This is a genomic window from Microlunatus panaciterrae, from assembly GCF_016907535.1.
GTDB lineage: Bacteria > Actinomycetota > Actinomycetes > Propionibacteriales > Propionibacteriaceae > Microlunatus > Microlunatus panaciterrae.
The window spans coordinates 2,587,249-2,603,645 of sequence record NZ_JAFBCF010000001.1 but is presented as its reverse complement, the minus strand read 5'-3'; the positions used below and the strand labels follow the sequence as shown (position 1 = coordinate 2,603,645).

The following is a 16,397-nucleotide window of genomic DNA, read 5'->3' as shown; positions in this document are numbered from 1 at the left end:
GCCGGTCCGGAAACCCGTTTGCGGGGGGTAGCCCGGGTTGACAGCATGGGCCGATGCCGCAGCCACTCACCATCCCGGCCCGGGCCACTGCCCGTCGGCCGCACTGGCAGGACCTGCCCGCCGCGGTGCGTGGTCTCGTTCAGGATCAGCTGCGGGCTGGGGTGGCGCGCGCCATCTCGCAGGACAGCGGGTTCACCCCAGGGTTCGCGTCCCGGCTGCTGCTGACCGACGGCACCAGCGTCTTCGTCAAGGCCACCAACCCCGAGCAGGAATGGACCCGGCAGGCCTACCGGGCTGAGGCCGCCAAGCTCGCCCTGCTGCCGACCGCCGTACCGGTGCCGCGGCTGCGCTGGAGCTATGACGGCGACATCGACGGTGCCGCCTGGGTGATCCTGATCTTCGACGATGTCGGGGGCCGGCCCCCGCAACGACCCTGGAGTCGGACCGAGGCGCGGCTGGTGCTGGACACCGCAGGAGCCATGAGCCGTACCCTCACACCGGCGCCGGCCGGTGCCGACTGGATGACGCTGGCCGAGGAGTTCGCAGCCGAACGCGGCCGCTGGGACGAACTGCCTGCCGAGGGGATCTGGCTCACCCGTCGCGAGGAGGCTCGTGCCCTCGCCGACGAGGCTCTGCAGCTCTGCACCGGCGAGACCCTGGTGCACTGTGACCTGCGCGACGACAACGTGATCATCGGCCGGGACCGGGCGGTGTGGTTCTGCGACTGGAACTTCACCGTCGTCGGTCCGGCCTGGGCCGACTCGGTCTCACTGGCGGTCTCGATGCACGGCGACGGGCTGGACGCCGACGTGCTGCTCGCCGACAGCCAGCAGCTCAGCCGCGCCGACCACGAGGCGATCGACTGCTTCCTGGCGCTGCTGATCGGCTACTTCAGACATGCGGGGGCCCAGCCGGCACCGCCCACCTCTCCCTACCTTCGCGCCCACCAACGCTGGTATGCCGACGTCGCCACCGACTGGCTGGCTCAGCGTCGTTGCTGGTGACCGAGGAGTTCTCTGAAAAGATGGTCACCATGACGGCCACAGCGACCTCCCCGACCGACGACAGCACGTTGACCACGGTCGAGATGTGGACCGACGGGGCGTGCAAGGGCAACCCCGGCGTCGGCGGCTGGGGGGTGGTGATGCGCTCGGGTGGGCACGAGCGCGAGCTGTTCGGCGGCGAGGAGGTCACCACCAACAACCGGATGGAGCTGACGGCCGTGATCGAGGGGCTGCGCGCCCTGACCCGGCCCTGTCAGGTCACCCTGCACGTTGACTCGGTCTACGTGATGAAGGGGATGAGCGAGTGGCTGCCCGGCTGGAAGCGCAACGGTTGGCTGACCGGCGCCAAGAAGCCGGTCAAGAACGTCGATCTCTGGCAGGCTCTCGACGCCGAGGTCAACCGGCACCAGGTCAGCTGGAAATGGGTCCGGGGCCATTCCGGCGACCCGGGCAACGAACACGCCGATGCCCTCGCGAACCGGGGTGTGGAGCAGGTCCGAGCCGGTTGAGGCGAATCGCTCCCGTAGGTCCAGCATGGTGAACCTCGCCCTCGGCGGCATCTTCGCGGTGTTGTTCGTGTCCTGTCAGGCACGCGACAAGCGGCAGCTGCGGAACGGAGTGCTGCTGGTGCTGGCAGCCGGCTTCACCCTGAACGGGGTGGTGCAGCAGCTGTCGGTCTGGTTCCCGTGGGTGCGCTGGGTCTACCTGGCCCAGGTGCTGCTGGTGCCCTTCGGCGTCATGGTGCTGGCAGCGTTCCTGGTCGTCAACGGCGTCACCATGCTGCGCCGCGAGGGGTGGGGTTTGGGCAACCTGCTGGCACTGCTCGCCGGGCTGGTGCTGCTGTTGTTACCGGCGGCCGCCCTGCTCGGGGTGCGGAGCCGGCAGCCGTTGGCGCTGGGACTGTCGGCGCTGGCGTTCTTCCTCTGCTGCTACCTCGGCTGCGTCTTCGTCGTGTTCCTGGTCTACGCGGTGGTGTACGGGCGGATGAAGCACGACATCGAACCAACTGCAGTGGTCATCCTCGGCTCGCAGCTGGTCGACGGCGCGGTGCCACCGCTGCTGGCCGCCCGGTTGGACAAGGGCCTGGAGATCTATGCCCGTCAGCACCGGCTCGGAAGACGGGTGTGGCTCGTCCCGTGCGGCGGACAGGGTGTCGACGAGCCTCGAACGGAGGCGGCCGGGATGGCCGAGTACCTGGTTGAGCACGGCGCCGACCCGGCCGACGTGCTGCCGGAGAACCACTCCACCAATACCGAGGAGAACCTCCGCTTCGCCGGCCAGGCTTTGCGGGAGGCGGGGGTGGATCCGCCCTACCTGGTGGCGACGAACAACTATCACGTGCTCCGGGCGGCACTGCTGGCCCGGCGCCTCGGTGTCCCGGCCGAGGTGGTCGGTGCTCCGACAGCGGGCTACTACCTGCCCAACGCCTTCCTGCGGGAGTTCGCTGCGGTGCTGGTCGAGCACCGCCGGCTCAATGCCCTGCTGTGCCTGCCGATCCTGGCCTTCACCGTGCTGCTCGTACTGGCTGTCACCCCGGCAGGCTGAATCACCTCGCCAGCGGGGGCGACTCAGCGCTTGCGCTGCTGGGCGGCGGCCGATGCCTTGGCCGCCTTCGCCTTCTGCTCGGCCAGCTGACGCTGCTGCTCGGCCTGCTTGGCGCGCATCGCCTCCGCGTCGAAGGAGCCGAAGAGCAGCAGGGCGGCGATCCCGGCGATCACGAAGGACCAGATCGGCGAAAGGCCCAGCAGCATCGGTGCGGTGATCAACAGGCAGACGTCGAAGCCGCGGAACAGGTTCGTCATCAGTCCCGGCGGAAAGGCGCCCGCCTGGGTGGAGACCATCGGCGCCCCGAAGTCGACCCCCTTGGCCATCGTCCACCGGACCGCGCCCAGGAAGCCGGCCGAGGCCGTCGCCAGAGCCATCAGGAAGGCTGCCGGTACGGTGCGATCGACCGCGCCCTCCCCGAAGCCCACGAATGCGGCTGTCGTCGCCAGCGCCCAGATCGCGGCGATCCCGGCCGGCACGGCCACCGACGCCCGCTTGATCGCCCCCGGCGAGAACGGCAGGCAGCGGGCCAGCCCGCCGGTGCGGGTGAGCACCCGTAACCCGCCCAGCAGCGGGATCATGGCGCCGAACAGCGCCAGCCCGGCGAACACGGGCGTCAGGCTGCTCATCCCCAGCGCATCCGCCGCGTAGGGCACCACCAGCGTGGCCCCGACAGCGATCAGCGGCTGCGGGAAGCGCAGCAGCCGGTGCAGCTCACGCCAGACGATGGCCTGCAGGCCCAGACCACCACCCCGCTTGGGATGGACATGTCCCTTCTCCACCGCACGCCGCTCCACCACGATGTCGCGGGCGAGACCGATGTCCAGGGCGAAGAACGCCCCAGAGATCCCGCTGACCAGGGCGCCACCGCTGAGCAACCGGGTACGACGGATCCGGTTCAGCCTGAGCCCGGCCAGCACCGCACTGGCGGCCAGCACCAGAATGCCGAAGCCGGTCATCACCAGGCCGAGCTCGACGCCGAGGTCGGAGGAGAGGCCGAGGCTGAGCCAACCGGCGGCCACGCTGATCACCAGCAACAGGGCCGCCAGCCCGAGGGTGCCGAAGATGTAGGTGAAGGTCCGGGCCAGCCAGGTGCGCTCGATGCCCTGCTGGGCCGCAGCGAACGCCACCGCAGCAGCCGCGGCAGCACCGGTGGCGCCGGCCCAGACGCCCACGTTGGCCGCATGCGACCCCGTCAGGGCGGAGATCAACCCGCCGGCGGCCGCCCCGATCACAGCAGCACCGACGATGGCGCCGACCAGTCGGGCGGCCAACAGCTTCGACCGCTGGATGGGTGCGTCGAGGAGCCAGAAGCCCTCGGCCGCCGAGGCGAGCACCGGTCCGAACAGCCGGCTGACCGCGAGTGCGGCGGCCACCGCACCGGCGAACGCGGCCCAGGGCAGCACCGCCCGCGCCGACAGGCAGGAGACGCTGTCACACCTCGACACCACCGCCTGGGCCTGGATGATGACGTTGATGATCATCGCCCCGATCATCAACGCTGCGATCACCACGACGTAGGCGTCGTGGAAGGCCTCCATCAGGTTCTTGGTGGCCCGGCCGGTGCGCCAGTCCTTGATCAGCTGCTTCAGCTCGCGGGGGCTGGCGGGCTGGAGCGTCGGTGTGTCGTCGTCGAACGTGGTGTCGGGGCTGCTCATTCGCGTGACGCCCCCAGCTTGACCTCACGGGTGGCCACCGTCTGCACCAGGCTGGGCTCATGGCTGGCGAATACGATGGCCAGACCCTTCTCACGCTCGGACTTCAGCCGCTGGGCCAGCCAGTTGACCCCCTCGACGTCCAGGCGTTGCTCGGGCTCGTCCAGCACCAGCAGCCTGCGCGGACGGACGAACGCGGTGGCGAGCGCCAGCCGCCGGCGTTGTCCCGAGGACAGCGTTCCGGGCAGCTGCCCGGACTGCGGGATCAGCTGCACCTCCTCCAGCACCTCGTCGACGGCCTCGTCGGGTTCGGCGATGCCGTGCGCCCTGGCCAGCAGGTCGAGATGCTCGACCACACTGAGGTCGGGGAAGAAGTCCAGATCGTCGATCACGGTCGCCACATCGCGCCGGATCTGGGCGGACGTCTCCGACATCGGATTTCCGCAGACCTCGATGGTCCCCTCGTCCGGCCGGTCGGCTCCGATCAGGCACCGCAGCAGCGTCGACTTGCCGGCCCCGTTGCGCCCGGTCAGCGCGACCGCCTCACCGGCCCGCACCTCGAGACTGAACTTCTCGAAGATGGTGACGGGGCCGAAGGCTCGTTTGAGCCCGGACGCCTTGAGAACCACAGACCGCTTTGCCATGTGCTCGATTCTCCCCCTTGCACCAATCCGACTGGTGCCCGGTACCGAACTAGGGCCGAGAGACAAACGCTGGCTCTCCCCGAACTCGTCCTCCAGGAGGAACATCGTGTCCAAGACGTCTCGCATCACCAAGATCGCGGCCCTGACCGCAGCCATCGTCTTCCCGCTCGGCCTGGCCGCCTGCAGCGGCGGCGACAGTGCCAGCGCCGGCGGCGAACCCTCCGCCGCCGCGTCCAGCGCACCGGCCTCGAGCATGGCTCCGTCGCCCAGCATGAGCATGGAGTCGTCCGGCTCCGCCGACGCCCCGTTCGGTGCCGCCTGCTCGAAGGTGCCCACCAGCGGCAAGGGGTCCTTCGACGGCATGTCCAAGGATCCGGTCGCCACCGCGGCCAGCAACAACCCGCTGCTCACGACGCTGGTCGCCGCCGTCGGCAAGGCCGGCCTCGGCGACACGCTCAACACCACCGATGACATCACCGTCTTCGCGCCCACCGACGACGCGTTCGCCAAGCTCGACAAGAAGACCATGGACGCGGCCATGAAGGACCCCAAGGGTCTGCTGACCGACGTTCTGACCCTGCACGTGGTCCCGGGCCGGCTGGCGCCGAGCGAGCTTGCCGGTGAGCACAAGACCCTGAACGGCGCCACCATCAAGGTGGAGGGCTCCGGTGAGGATTTCACCGTCGACGGCAAGGCGATGGTGCTGTGCGGCAACGTGCAGACCGCCAACGCCACCGTCTACATCATCGACCAGGTGCTGTTGCCCAAGTCCTGACTCGGGCATCCTCACCGACCTCCCCGACCGACGACGACGTCGGCGCTCCCTCACGGTGCCCGGGCCCTGCCCGGGCACCGTGTCGCGTCCCGGCCGGGCTCCGCTCCGGCATCGCACCCGTCACCGCGGCTGTCAGACCCCCGTGGCAGGCTGACCGTGTGCCCGAACGCAAGGACTACCGAGCAACGCTGGCGAAACGCCGCACCGACGTGGCGTCGATGTTCGACGGCGTCGCCGCGCGCTACGACCTGGTGAACGACATCCTGTCCCTCGGCCAGGACCGGGCCTGGCGGACCCTGGTGCTCGAGGCCGTCGAGCCTCGGCCGGGAGACGCCGTGCTGGACCTGGCCGCCGGCACCGGCACCTCGAGCGAGCCGTTCGCCCGGGCCGGAGCGCACGTCTTCCCGACCGACCTCTCGCTGGGGATGCTCACGGTGGGCAAGCACCGCCAGCCCAACCTGAGCTTCGTCGCCGCGGACGCCCTCCAGCTGCCCTACGCCGACGACAGCTTCGATGCCGTCACCATCTCGTTCGGGCTGCGCAACGTCGAGCACACCGATGTGGCCCTGGCCGAGATGCGCCGGGTCACCCGCCCCGGCGGCAGGCTGGTCATCTGCGAGTTCTCCACCCCACTGTGGCGCCCGTTCCGGCTGGTCTACTCCAACTACCTCGTGGCCGCGATCCCGAAGATCGCCCGGCTGACCTCCTCCAACCCTTCGGCGTACGAGTACCTGGCCGAGTCGATCCTCAACTGGCCCGACCAGCAGAGGCTGGCAGAGCTGCTGGTCGACGCCGGTTGGTCCGAGGTCGAGTGGCGCAACCTCTCGGGTGGCGTGGTCGCGCTGCACCGCGCGAGGGCCTAGGCGATGACTGTTCTGCTCGGCGCCTACGCGGCCCGCAGCTGTGCGGTCAAGACGCACAACACCTTCGACAGGAGCATCCAGCCGGTCGCCGGCAGACCCGATGACGCGCTGGCCGAGCTCTTCGACGGCGGCGAGCAGTTCGAGCAGACCGTGCTGGCGGAGCTGCTGTCCACCTTCGGCGGCACGGTCGCCGACCTGCGTGGGCTGGACCAACAGCCCTGGCCGGCTCAGCAGGAGGCCTGCCTGCAGGCCCTGCGGGCCGGCACCGAGCTGGTCGTGGGCGGTGCCCTGCCGCCGGACCGGTCAGGTCACCGGGTCGGCCGGGTGGACCTGCTGATCCGCGGAGCCGACCAGCCCGATGGCACTCCCGGCTACCATCCGGCCGAGGTGAAGTTCCACCTGCTGCATGAGCGCCGACCGCAGACCACGACGCCGCGGCCCAACTCCACGATCAGCTACACCACCTTTCGCCGGCCGGCGCCGGCTGAGCGGCAGCAGCTGCCCGGGCTGGGCTTCCGGATCGGCAGCCGAGAGGCCGACCTGGTACAGCTGGCGCACTACCACCGGATGCTGCAGGCGGCGGGATTCGCGACGACCGAGGCGATAGCGGCCGTGATCGGCACCGATCTCACCCTCGGACAGCGGCTGATCACCTGGATGGACCTGGCAGAGCCTCTGGTCCGGACCTTCTCCCGGCGCAGCACCGACGGCTGGACCACCCGCAGCGTGCTGGAGCGCTACGACCACGAGCACGCCTTCCGGGTGAAGGTGGCCGAGGTGGCCCAGCTGCGCACCGGTAACGCCGACGACCCGGCGCCGCTGGTGCGACCGATCCGCACCAAGGAGTGTGACCGCTGCCTGTGGTGGGAGCACTGCCTGCCCCAGCTCGACCCGGCCGATGTGAGCCTCAACATCAACAAGAGCCCGCTGGACGTCCGCGAGATCAGCGCCCTGCGCAGTCGCGGCATAACGACGATCACCGATCTGGCCGACGCCGATCTCGGCAGCCTGCTGCCGGGCTACCTGCCGGAGGTGACCCATCGCAGCGGGGCGGAGGACCGGCTGCGCAAGGCTCACCGCCGGGCCCGGCTGCTGTCTGCCGGCACCGATCTGGTCAGGGAGACCTCCGGTCCGATCGAGTTGCCGGCGGCCGACCTGGAGATCGACTTCGACATCGAGACCTCGGCTGACCTGCGGGTCTACCTGTGGGGGTTCCTGGTCGACGACCGCCGCACGCCCGACCCGCCGACGTTCCATCATTTCAGCCGCTTCGCCGACCTGGACGCCCGAGCCGAGCTGGAGCTGGCTGTCGAGGCGCTGACCTGGCTGCGCTCCCTGGTCGAGGGCCCGGACACGGTCCGGGTGTTCCACTACAGCGCGTTCGAGGTGAACAAGATCCGCGAGCTCGCCCAGACGTCGATCGACCCGCTCCTCGACTGGGCCAGAGGGTACGCCGAGGCCGAGTTCGTCGACCTCTACGACGTGGTCCGGCAGCACTTCTTCGGGGTCAACGGGCTCGGGCTCAAGCAGGTCGCCAGCACGGGTGCCGGGTTCCGCTGGCGGGACGACGACCCCGGGGGGCTGAACTCGCAACGGTGGTTCCTCGATGCCGTGCACGGCGAGACCGAGGAGGTCCGGGCGCAGGCACGGCTGCGGGTGCTGGAGTACAACGAGGACGACGTCGAGGCGACGCTGGCGGTCCGCGGCTGGCTTCGGGCCCCCTCCGACGGCTGGACCTGACCGGTGCGTGTCTCACAGAATGATGGGGTGCTCACCTCCAACGGCTATCTGCTCAGTGACGCCCCCGACCGGCTGGGTGAGCTGCGCGCCGCTCCCGACTCGGAGCGCGGCGATCGCGACGCGCTGTGGGCCCGGCTGCGCCAGGACGGCTATCTCTACCTGACGGGCCATCTCGACCCGGCCGAGGTGATCGACTTCCGCCGCTACTACTTCTGCCAGCTGGCCGACACCGGCGTGCTGAGATCCGGCAGCGACCCGGTGGACGGAAAGGCCGCCGAGGGTCCGGTGGATGTCGCCCGGCTCAGACAGATCCTCTTCCAGCAGATCGTCCCCTCCGACGAGTACCAGCGACTCTGCAGCACCCCCGGGGTGGCGGGGTGGTTCCGCTGGCTCTTCGACGACGACGTACACCTGCACAAGCGCAAGATCATCCGGCACACCCGGCCCGGAGCCAACGGCGTCGGCACCGCCACCCAGGCGCACTACGACCTGGTCTATCTGCGTGAGGGGACCGATCGGGTGCTGTCGATCTGGATCCCGCTGGGCGACTGTCCACGGACGCTGGGCGGCCTGACGTATCTGGAGGGCAGCCATCACCGGGTGCTGGCCGAAGAGCGGGAGGGCCGACTGCGGCGTCCGGCAGCGTCGATCACCGCCGACCTGCCATCCCTGGCCGACGAGCACGACAGCCGCTGGCTCACCGCCGACTACCGGGCCGGCGACGTGGTCGTGCACTCCGCCTACCTGGTCCATGCGGCCCTGGACAACGTGGACCGCGACCAGACCATGCGGCTGTCCACCGACATCCGCTACCAGCGGGTGAGCGAGCCGATCGACTGGCGCTGGCAGCAGCACTGGGTGGACACCGACGCGCTCTGAGGGGCCTCAGAGGTCGGCGGCCAGCGCGTTGATGGCCAGGCTCAGGGCCCGCCGACCGCGCCGGTCGATCACCGCCTCGACCATCTCGATCCCGATCGGCGGGTCCGCCAGCGCCTCCTCCGCCTCGCTGGCAGAGCGCACGCGGGCGTGGCGGATCCCGAAGGATGCGGCCACCGCCGCCAGGTCGGCGCCGTGCGCGGTACCGAAGATCCGTTCGAAGGCCCTCATATGGGCCGGCAGCCCGTGCTCGAGGGTGGCGAAGATGCTCCCGCCGTCGTCGTTGGCGACCACAATCCGCAGATCCGGACGCGGCTCCTGCGGGCCGAGGATGAGCCCGTTGGAGTCGTGCAGGAAGGTCAGGTCCCCCAGCAGCGCATGGGTCGGCCGGCCGGTGGCCAGTGCGACGCCGATCGCCGTCGAGACCGTGCCGTCGATGCCGGCCAGCCCGCGGTTGGCGTAGACGTCCGGCACCGACTCATGCACCGGGGCGAGGTCGAGATCGCGGACCGGGTTCGAGGACCCGAGCACCAGCGCCTCACCGGCACTCATCTGCGCCCAGAGCACGGCCGCCAGCGCGGGTCCGGTGAACACCCCGCTCGCATCGATCAGCTGGTCGAGCTGCGGACGCAGCCGGCTGTCCGCCTGCCGCCACCGGTCCGACCAGTCGGGGTCGCCCGGCTCGAGATCGACAGCGTCCAGCACCCGGCCGACGTTCAGCCCCGGGTCGACCCAGTCGGCGTAGTCGGTGACCGTGACCAGGTCGACGTCGGACCGCTGCAGCAACCGTTGCACCGGACGGGACAGGGTCGGATGGCCGAAGACGATCACCCGCTCCACGTCCTCGGCCAGCGAGGACTGCAGCAGCAGCCGATAGCTGGCCAGTGCGGCGTCGCCCCGGCGGGCGTTGCTGGATGGTTCGGCCAGCAGCGGCACGTCGGCGGCCGCCGCCAGCCGGTAGGCGGTCCGGCCGGTCGTGGGCGGGGCATCGCCGGCCACGATCACCGTCTGCGGGGCGGGGTCGAGCCGGACCGGCCGCGGCTGCCGGTGGACCGGCTCGACGGTCAGGTCCTGCTGCCACGGCACCACCTCCGAGGTCGGTGTCAGCGGCTCGGCGAAGGCGACGTTGAGGTGCACAGGCCCCGGGTTGAGGGTGCGCGAGCCGGTGGCCGCCGCCAGCAGCCGGGCGAGCTGGAACCGCCACGACCCGATGCTGTCGGCACTCGAGTCGAGCTGAGCGTCGGCCCGCACCTGCCGACCGAACAGCTGGCGTTGGTCGGTGGTCTGGTTCGCACCGGTGTTGATCATGAATCCGGGGCGGTCGGCGGTGACCGCGACCAGCGGCAGGTGTGAGTGGTGGGCCTCCAGCATCGCCGGGTGCAGGTTGGCCGCAGCAGTGCCCGAGGTGGTGATCACCGCAACCGGGGACTCGCTCGCCTTGGCCAGTCCCAGCGCGAGGAACCCCGCACTGCGTTCGTCGATCCGCACATGCAGCCGCAGCAGGCCGATCTTGTCCGCCTCGAAGACCTCGTACGCCAATGGTGCGCTGCGGGATCCGGGGGACAGCACGACCTCGCGGACGCCGCGGGCCAACAGCTCCTCGATGATCACCCGGGCACAGAGCGTGGCGCTGGTCATCTGATCGCCTCGGTCGCCACCAGGCGAGCCTGCCAGAAGTCGGCGGTCCCGCTGTCGGCCCGGGCCGCTGTGAGACGGCCCGGATCCAGCCGGATCTCCCGCACCTCGATGGCGCCGGCCCGGGCGATCAGCGGGTCGCAGACCAGGTCGTCTGCCAGCAGAGGCACCGTGTTCAGCCCACACGCGTAGGGCAGCTCGGGCAGAGCGGCGGCCAGGGCCAGCCCCGCCCGGATGCCGACCGAGGTCTCCAGCGCACTCGACACCACCACCGGCAGCCCGATCCGCTCGGCGATCTCCAGGCAGGCGCGGACCCCGCCGAGAGGTTGCACCTTCAGTACGGCGATGTCGGCGCCGGCCAGCTCCGCGACACGGTAGGGGTCGGCCGCACGCCTGATGGACTCGTCGGCGGCGATCGGCACGTCCACTCCCCGCCGGGCCAGCCGCAGGCGCAGCTCAGCCAGCTCCTCGATGCTCGCGCACGGCTGCTCGGCGTACTCCAGGTCAAACCGGTCGAGCTGACGCAGCGCGGCTTCTGCGGTGTCGACGTCCCAGGCCCCGTTGGCATCCACCCGGATCCGGCCCTGCGGACCGAGCGCGGCCCGGACCGCCTCGACCCGGTCCAGGTCGTCGGCCAACCGCTGACCGGGCTCGGCGACCTTCACCTTCGCAGTCGCACAACCGGAACGTTCGGCGAGCAGGTGGGCCTGCGCCGGTCCGAGGGCCGGCACCGTGCAGTTGACCGGCACCCGGTCACGCACCGGGTCCGGCCAGCCGTCGTCGGCAGCCTCCAGCGCCGCCCGCAGCCAGGGCACCAGCTCAGCCCCCTGGTAGTCCAGGAACGGGCTCCACTCCCCCCAGCCGGCCGGACCGCTCAGCAGCATCCCCTGCCGGCGGCTGAGCCCACGGAACCGGGTCCGCATGCCGATGTCGTAGCTGAAGGTCTCGCGTCCCGGCACGGGGTCAGCCTAGTGCGGTCCGCCGGAGGCAGCCGGCCGGCGGGACGCGCAGCCGGAGCAGACCGAGGGCACCCGCGCAGGAGGACCGACCGACCTCCGCCAGACTTGTCCCGTGCCCGCATCCTCGCCATCCGCCCCCGGCGACCTCCGGCAGCTGCGGCCGGTACCGGCCGCGGAGCTGCCGGACCGGCTGGCGGCCGCCCTTGACGGTGGTGATCCCCTGCTGCCACTGCCCGGCTCGGGACTTGAGGCCGAGCAGGTGCTCGCGATGGCCCAGCCGGAGATCGGGGTGACGGAGCCGGATGCGGCCGTCGTGGTGGCGACCTCCGGCTCTACCGGCCGCCCGAAAGGGGTGGTGCTGTCCAGGTCGGCCATCGTCGCATCGGCGACCGCGACCCATGACCGGCTCGGGGGACCGGGAACCTGGCTGTGCGCGCTGCCGCAGCATTACGTGGCCGGGTTGATGGTGCTGGCCCGCTCGGTGGTCGCCGGGACCACACCGTGGCAGGTCGGTGCCGACCTGTCCGCCCTGGCCGACGCCCTCGGCCGGACCTCCGGGCGCCGCTATCTGTCGATCGTGCCGACCCAGCTGGTCCGCGCCCTGCAACACCCGGGCCTGTCCGCCGAGCTGGCCGAGGTCGATGCGGTGCTCGTCGGCGGCGCCGCGCTCGCCGACACCACCCTGGCCCGGGCCCGGGCGGCCGGAATCCGGGTGGTCACGACGTACGGGATGAGCGAGACGAGCGGTGGCTGTGTCTACGACGGGATCGCGCTGGCCGGTGTCGAGGTGTCGCTCAACCCCGACACCCAGCGGATCAGCATCGGCGGTCCGATGCTCTTCTCCGGCTACCGCCTCCGCCCGGACCTGACCGCAGCTGTGCTGCAGCAGGGCCGACTGGTCACCGCCGACCGGGGCCGCTGGCGGCCTGACCCGGGCGGCCCTGGGCGCCGGCTCGAGCTGATCGGTCGGGTGGACGACGTGGTCGTTTCCGGCGGCCTCAATGTCGACCTGGCCCAGGTTGAGTCAGCCGCCCGCAGCTGGCCCGCGCTGGGGGGCGCCGAACTGGCTGTCGTCGCCGTCCCGGACGAGCAGTGGGGCTCCCGGGTGGTGGCCGTCTGTGAGGCGGGCACCGCCGGTGCGGCGCTCCCACCGAGCGCACACCTGGAGGAGCTGCGGCGCTTCCTCTCCGGCGCCCTGCCGGCCTATGCCGCCCCGCGCCAGCTGGTGCGGCTGTGGCGGCTGCCGCGGACCAGTAGTGGAAAGATCGACCGGCAACGCCTAGTCGGTGAGCTGTCCGCATCCTGGCCGCGAGGGGCCGGTGCCGCCGCCGACGACGATGAGGGGGACCAGCAGTGAACGAGACCGTGCCGCCCGGAGCGACCGCGGCCCAGTGGCTGGCGGGCGCCCGGCCGCGGACCCTGCCCGCGGCCGTCAGCCCGGTGCTCGTGGGCTCCGCGGTCGCCTATTTCGCCGGCGGCTTCTCCTGGCCGAGGGCGCTGCTCGCACTGGTGGTGAGCCTGGCGCTCCAGGTCGGGGTGAACTATGCCAACGACTACTCCGACGGCATCCGCGGCACCGACGCCGACCGGGTGGGCCCGATGCGGCTGGTCGGCTCCGGGGTGGCCAGCCCGGGGACCGTCAAGGCGGCGGCGTTCGGCTGTTTCGGTGTCGCCGCCGTGGCCGGGCTGGTGCTGGTGGTGTGGTCGGGCCAGTGGTGGCTGCTGGCGGTCGGGGCCGCCTCCATCGTTGCCGCCTGGTTCTACACCGGCGGCCGCAGGCCGTACGGCTACCTCGGCCTGGGCGAGCTGTTCGTCTTCGTGTTCTTCGGGCTGGTCGCCGTCTGCGGGACCACCTTGGTGCAGCTCGGCCGGGTGACACTGCCCGCGCTGCTGGGCGCGATCGGCATCGGCACCATCACCTGCGCCGTGCTGGTGGCCAACAACCTTCGCGACATCGCCGGTGACACGGTGGCGGGCAAGCGGACGCTGGCGACCAGGATCGGCGCTGCCCGCACCCGATGGCTCTACGTCGCCCTGCTGCTGGTGAGCGTGCTGATGGTCATCGTGCTGGCGGCGACCAGCAGCCGGTGGGCACTGCTGGGCCTGCTCTTCGTCCCGGTGATCGCCCCGGCAGTGCGGGCCGTGCTGGGAAAGGCCGCCGGTGCCGACCTGATCGGCGTGCTGAAGGCAACCGGGGTGGCCGAGCTGGTGCTGGCTGCCGGGCTGGCGGTCGGCCTGGTGCTCGGCTCCGGCTAGCGCCGTCCCCGCTCAGTCCAGCCCGCTCAGTCCAGCCCCTTTCAGGCCAACTCCGCAGAGTCCACCTCCACGCCTGTCCACTCGCCGGTGGCCAGGAACCGGTCCAGCACCCGGGTGTATGGGGACAGGTCGAAGCGTTCGGCCACCCAGGTGTCGTTGTAGTACGTCCCGGCGTAGCGCGCGCCGGAGTCACAGAGCAGGGTGACCAGGCTGCCCTGCCGACCGGCGGCCTTCAGCTCGGCGACCAGCTGCAGCCCACCCCATAGGTTCGTCCCGGTGGACCCACCGACCGAGCGTCGGAGCAGCTCGGTGCACCATCGCATGGCCGCCACCGAGGCCGCGTCCGGCACGCTGATCATCCGGTCCACCAGTGCAGGCACGAAGCTCGGCTCCACCCGCGGCCTGCCGATGCCTTCGATCCGCGAGCTGGCGCCGGTAGCGGCTGGGTCGCCGCTCTGCCAGGATCGGTAGAAGGCCGAGTTCTCCGGGTCCACCACACACAGCCGGGTGGGGAACTTCCGCAGCCTCAGGTAGCGCCCGATGGTGGCGCTGGTGCCACCGGTCCCCGCTCCCACCACGACCCAGTCGGGCACCGGGTGCGGTTCCAGCTCCAGCTGGGCGAACATCGACTCGGCGATGTTGTTGTTGCCGCGCCAGTCGGTGGCCCGCTCGGCGTAGGTGAACTGGTCCAGGTAGTGGCCGCCACGGCAGTCGGCCAACTCGGCGGCGACGGCGTAGATGGTCGCCGGGTCCTCGACCAGATGGCAGACCCCGCCGTAATACTCGATCAGCTCGCACTTCTCCCGGGCGGTGCCGGCCGGCATCACGGCGATGAACGGCAGCCCCAGCAGCCGCGCGAAGTAGGCCTCACTGACCGCGGTCGAGCCGGACGAGGCCTCGACCAGGGTGGTGTCGGCGGTGATCCACCCGTTGCACAGGCCGTACAGCACCAGGGAGCGCGCCAACCGGTGCTTGAGGCTCCCGGTGGGGTGCACCGACTCGTCCTTGAGGTAGAGCTCGATCCCCCACTCGGGTGGCAGCGGGAACACGTGCAGGTGGGTGTCCGCACTCCGGTTGGCGTCCGCCTCGACCCGTGCAACGGCCCAGGCCGACCAGTCGCGGGACTGCAGCGGAGGCCGTGGGACAGGATCCCCGGGCTCCGGGTGACGCTGGGGCTGGTCCGCCTGCATCGCCTCACCCTAGCCGGTGTCGGCCGTGGCCAGCTCGAGACTGCGCAGCCGGTGCCGGGTCAGCCCGGCGATGCCCGCCAGCAGCACCACGCCGCCGCCGACGTAGAACGGCAGCTGCGGGCCGAACAGACCGGCGAGCAGACCGGTCACCGCAAAGCTGATCGGCGCCCCGCCATAGCTGGCCAGCGACAGCACCGACATCACCCGGCCGAGCTCCGCGGGAGGTGCGGTGATGATCAGCAGCGCGTTCATCAGGGTGCCGAAGACGCCGCTGCCGAAGCCGAGCAGCACCGCCGCAGCGATGGCCAGCCCGGCCGAGGGAGCCATCCCGACCAGGACGACGGCGACGCCCATCCAGGCCAGGCTGAGGTAGGAGACCAGCCCGGCCCGCGGGATCTGCCTGACCACTGCCAGGGTGAGCCCGGTCGCGGCCGCGCCGAGCCCGAAGCCACCCAGCACGTACCCGGCGCCGGCCGGTCCCCAGCCGTTGTGCTGAGCCAGGATCGGCAGTCCGGCGGTCAGCGGTCCGGAGAAGCCGAGGTCGGTCAGGGCCACCACGGCCAGCAGCGACGGCAGCACCGGATGGCTCCGGACCGAGCGCAGCCCGGCGGCGATGTCGGCCACCATGCTGGTCCGGCGGCCGGTCGCGCCCGGCTCGTCGGCTGCCTCGGCCGGGCCGGGGCGCAGCGACACCAACGCCAGGGCCAGCACGGAGACGGCGAACAGGGCTGCGCTGAGCCAGAAGGCGCTGGCCAGTCCCCGGTTGGCGACCAGCCAGCCGGCGATGGGCGCACCCACCAACACCACGAGCCGCTGGATGACGGTCCTGGCTGCCTGGATCCGGGCCATCAGGTGCACCGGCGCCAGCCGCGGCGGCAGTGCACCGACAGCGGGCAGGAAGAGCCCGTCCAGGATGCCGAACACGAGTGCCACCAAGCCCAGCGGCAACGGACCGAGCGAGCCGACGGTCAGCAGCGCCGCCAGGGCCAGCAGGGTCAGGGTGCGGCCGGTGTCGGAGAGGATGATCAGCCGCTTCGGGCTCATCCGGTCGGCCAGCGCGCCACCGACCAGCAGGAACACCAGTCTGGGCACCGAGCCGGCGGCGAGGATGAGTCCGACCGTGGCCGGGCCGGACACCTCGACCGCGGCCCAGGCCAGGGCCAGGAAGTAGACCTGGTCGCCCAGCAGGGAGGTGCCGAACCCGGTCAGCCACTTGCCCACCCGCGCACGCCAGCGTCCGTCCGGCCCGGCCACG

Annotated in this window: 15 protein-coding genes; 9 read left to right on the top strand and 6 right to left on the bottom strand. The window is 71.2% G+C overall.

Going from position 1 to position 16,397, the window contains the following annotated elements; all coding sequences use genetic code 11:
• Positions 1–53 precede the first annotated feature (53 nt).
• From JOE57_RS11865 to JOE57_RS11855, 3 genes are read left to right on the top strand one after another with little or no spacing between them, the layout of a single operon-like run.
• Positions 54–1,004, top strand: coding sequence for a phosphotransferase family protein (locus JOE57_RS11865; RefSeq protein WP_204918211.1), 951 nt, complete (start codon positions 54–56; stop codon positions 1,002–1,004).
• Positions 1,005–1,033: 29 nt separating this feature from the next.
• On the top strand, positions 1,034–1,513 hold the full coding sequence (rnhA, locus tag JOE57_RS11860) for a ribonuclease HI (protein ID WP_204918209.1): 480 nt from the start codon (positions 1,034–1,036) through the stop codon (positions 1,511–1,513).
• 25 nt (positions 1,514–1,538) lie between these two features.
• Positions 1,539–2,549, top strand: coding sequence for a YdcF family protein (locus tag JOE57_RS11855; RefSeq protein WP_204918207.1), 1,011 nt, complete (start codon positions 1,539–1,541; stop codon positions 2,547–2,549).
• Positions 2,550–2,572: 23 nt separating this feature from the next.
• Here JOE57_RS11855 and JOE57_RS11850 read toward each other — a convergent pair whose 3' ends face one another.
• Together JOE57_RS11850 and JOE57_RS11845 are read right to left on the bottom strand one after the other, a co-directional pair.
• On the bottom strand, positions 2,573–4,207 hold the full coding sequence (locus JOE57_RS11850) for a DUF6297 family protein (protein WP_204918205.1): 1,635 nt from the start codon (positions 4,205–4,207) through the stop codon (positions 2,573–2,575).
• On the bottom strand, positions 4,204–4,848 hold the full coding sequence (locus JOE57_RS11845; protein ID WP_204918203.1) for an ABC transporter ATP-binding protein: 645 nt from the start codon (positions 4,846–4,848) through the stop codon (positions 4,204–4,206). The genes JOE57_RS11850 and JOE57_RS11845 overlap by 4 nt, the downstream gene beginning before the upstream one ends.
• A gap of 106 nt (positions 4,849–4,954) precedes the next feature.
• On the opposite strand from JOE57_RS11845, the gene JOE57_RS11840 reads away from it, so the two are divergent.
• The 4 genes from JOE57_RS11840 to JOE57_RS11825 all read left to right on the top strand — a co-directional run bounded on the left by JOE57_RS11840 (position 4,955) and on the right by JOE57_RS11825 (position 9,105).
• On the top strand, positions 4,955–5,623 hold the full coding sequence (locus JOE57_RS11840; RefSeq protein WP_338041279.1) for a fasciclin domain-containing protein: 669 nt from the start codon (positions 4,955–4,957) through the stop codon (positions 5,621–5,623).
• A 158-nt stretch (positions 5,624–5,781) separates the two neighbouring features.
• Entirely contained in the window at positions 5,782–6,486 is a 705-nt protein-coding gene (locus tag JOE57_RS11835) for a demethylmenaquinone methyltransferase (protein WP_338041278.1), read from the top strand.
• 3 nt (positions 6,487–6,489) lie between these two features.
• Entirely contained in the window at positions 6,490–8,226 is a 1,737-nt protein-coding gene (locus JOE57_RS11830; RefSeq protein ID WP_204918199.1) for a TM0106 family RecB-like putative nuclease, read from the top strand.
• Between the two features lie 27 nt (positions 8,227–8,253).
• On the top strand, positions 8,254–9,105 hold the full coding sequence (locus JOE57_RS11825) for a phytanoyl-CoA dioxygenase family protein (protein ID WP_338041277.1): 852 nt from the start codon (positions 8,254–8,256) through the stop codon (positions 9,103–9,105).
• Positions 9,106–9,111: 6 nt separating this feature from the next.
• Here the strand turns inward: JOE57_RS11825 and menD are convergent, their stop codons facing one another.
• Positions 9,112–10,740, bottom strand: coding sequence for a 2-succinyl-5-enolpyruvyl-6-hydroxy-3-cyclohexene-1-carboxylic-acid synthase (gene menD / locus JOE57_RS11820; protein WP_204918197.1), 1,629 nt, complete (start codon positions 10,738–10,740; stop codon positions 9,112–9,114).
• Positions 10,737–11,660, bottom strand: a complete 924-nt coding sequence (locus tag JOE57_RS11815) for an o-succinylbenzoate synthase (protein ID WP_204920403.1) — start codon at positions 11,658–11,660, stop codon at positions 10,737–10,739. The genes menD and JOE57_RS11815 overlap by 4 nt, the downstream gene beginning before the upstream one ends.
• A gap of 148 nt (positions 11,661–11,808) precedes the next feature.
• Here JOE57_RS11815 and JOE57_RS11810 point away from each other — a divergent pair, with 148 nt between their 5' ends.
• Together JOE57_RS11810 and JOE57_RS11805 are read left to right on the top strand one after the other, a co-directional pair.
• Positions 11,809–13,053 carry an AMP-binding protein gene (locus tag JOE57_RS11810; protein ID WP_338041276.1) on the top strand — a complete coding sequence of 415 codons (1,245 nt, stop codon included), beginning with the start codon at positions 11,809–11,811 and terminating at the stop codon, positions 13,051–13,053.
• Positions 13,050–13,952, top strand: coding sequence for a 1,4-dihydroxy-2-naphthoate polyprenyltransferase (locus JOE57_RS11805; protein ID WP_204918195.1), 903 nt, complete (start codon positions 13,050–13,052; stop codon positions 13,950–13,952). Before JOE57_RS11810 ends, JOE57_RS11805 begins: the two co-directional genes overlap by 4 nt.
• Before the next feature lie 41 nt (positions 13,953–13,993).
• Here JOE57_RS11805 and cds1 read toward each other — a convergent pair whose 3' ends face one another.
• Together cds1 and JOE57_RS11795 are read right to left on the bottom strand one after the other, a co-directional pair.
• Complete coding sequence (cds1, locus tag JOE57_RS11800) at positions 13,994–15,142, bottom strand: L-cysteine desulfhydrase Cds1 (RefSeq protein ID WP_204918193.1); 1,149 nt, start codon at positions 15,140–15,142, stop codon at positions 13,994–13,996.
• A 9-nt stretch (positions 15,143–15,151) separates the two neighbouring features.
• Positions 15,152–16,396 carry an MFS transporter gene (locus tag JOE57_RS11795; RefSeq protein ID WP_204918191.1) on the bottom strand — a complete coding sequence of 415 codons (1,245 nt, stop codon included), beginning with the start codon at positions 16,394–16,396 and terminating at the stop codon, positions 15,152–15,154.
• Position 16,397: the final 1 nt, after the last annotated feature.

What these genes read in the sequence shown, in the direction of transcription:
- JOE57_RS11845 (WP_204918203.1), bottom strand. Translation starts at nt 4,848, where the DNA reads ATGGCAAAGCGGTCTGTGGTTCTCAAGGCGTCCGGGCTCAAACGAGCC.
- rnhA (WP_204918209.1), top strand. Translation starts at nt 1,034, where the DNA reads ATGACGGCCACAGCGACCTCCCCGACCGACGACAGCACGTTGACCACG.
- JOE57_RS11850 (WP_204918205.1), bottom strand. Translation starts at nt 4,207, where the DNA reads ATGAGCAGCCCCGACACCACGTTCGACGACGACACACCGACGCTCCAG.
- cds1 (WP_204918193.1), bottom strand. Translation starts at nt 15,142, where the DNA reads ATGCAGGCGGACCAGCCCCAGCGTCACCCGGAGCCCGGGGATCCTGTC.
- JOE57_RS11855 (WP_204918207.1), top strand. Translation starts at nt 1,539, where the DNA reads ATGGTGAACCTCGCCCTCGGCGGCATCTTCGCGGTGTTGTTCGTGTCC.
- JOE57_RS11830 (WP_204918199.1), top strand. Translation starts at nt 6,490, where the DNA reads ATGACTGTTCTGCTCGGCGCCTACGCGGCCCGCAGCTGTGCGGTCAAG.
- JOE57_RS11865 (WP_204918211.1), top strand. Translation starts at nt 54, where the DNA reads ATGCCGCAGCCACTCACCATCCCGGCCCGGGCCACTGCCCGTCGGCCG.
- JOE57_RS11815 (WP_204920403.1), bottom strand. Translation starts at nt 11,660, where the DNA reads ATGCGGACCCGGTTCCGTGGGCTCAGCCGCCGGCAGGGGATGCTGCTG.
- menD (WP_204918197.1), bottom strand. Translation starts at nt 10,740, where the DNA reads ATGACCAGCGCCACGCTCTGTGCCCGGGTGATCATCGAGGAGCTGTTG.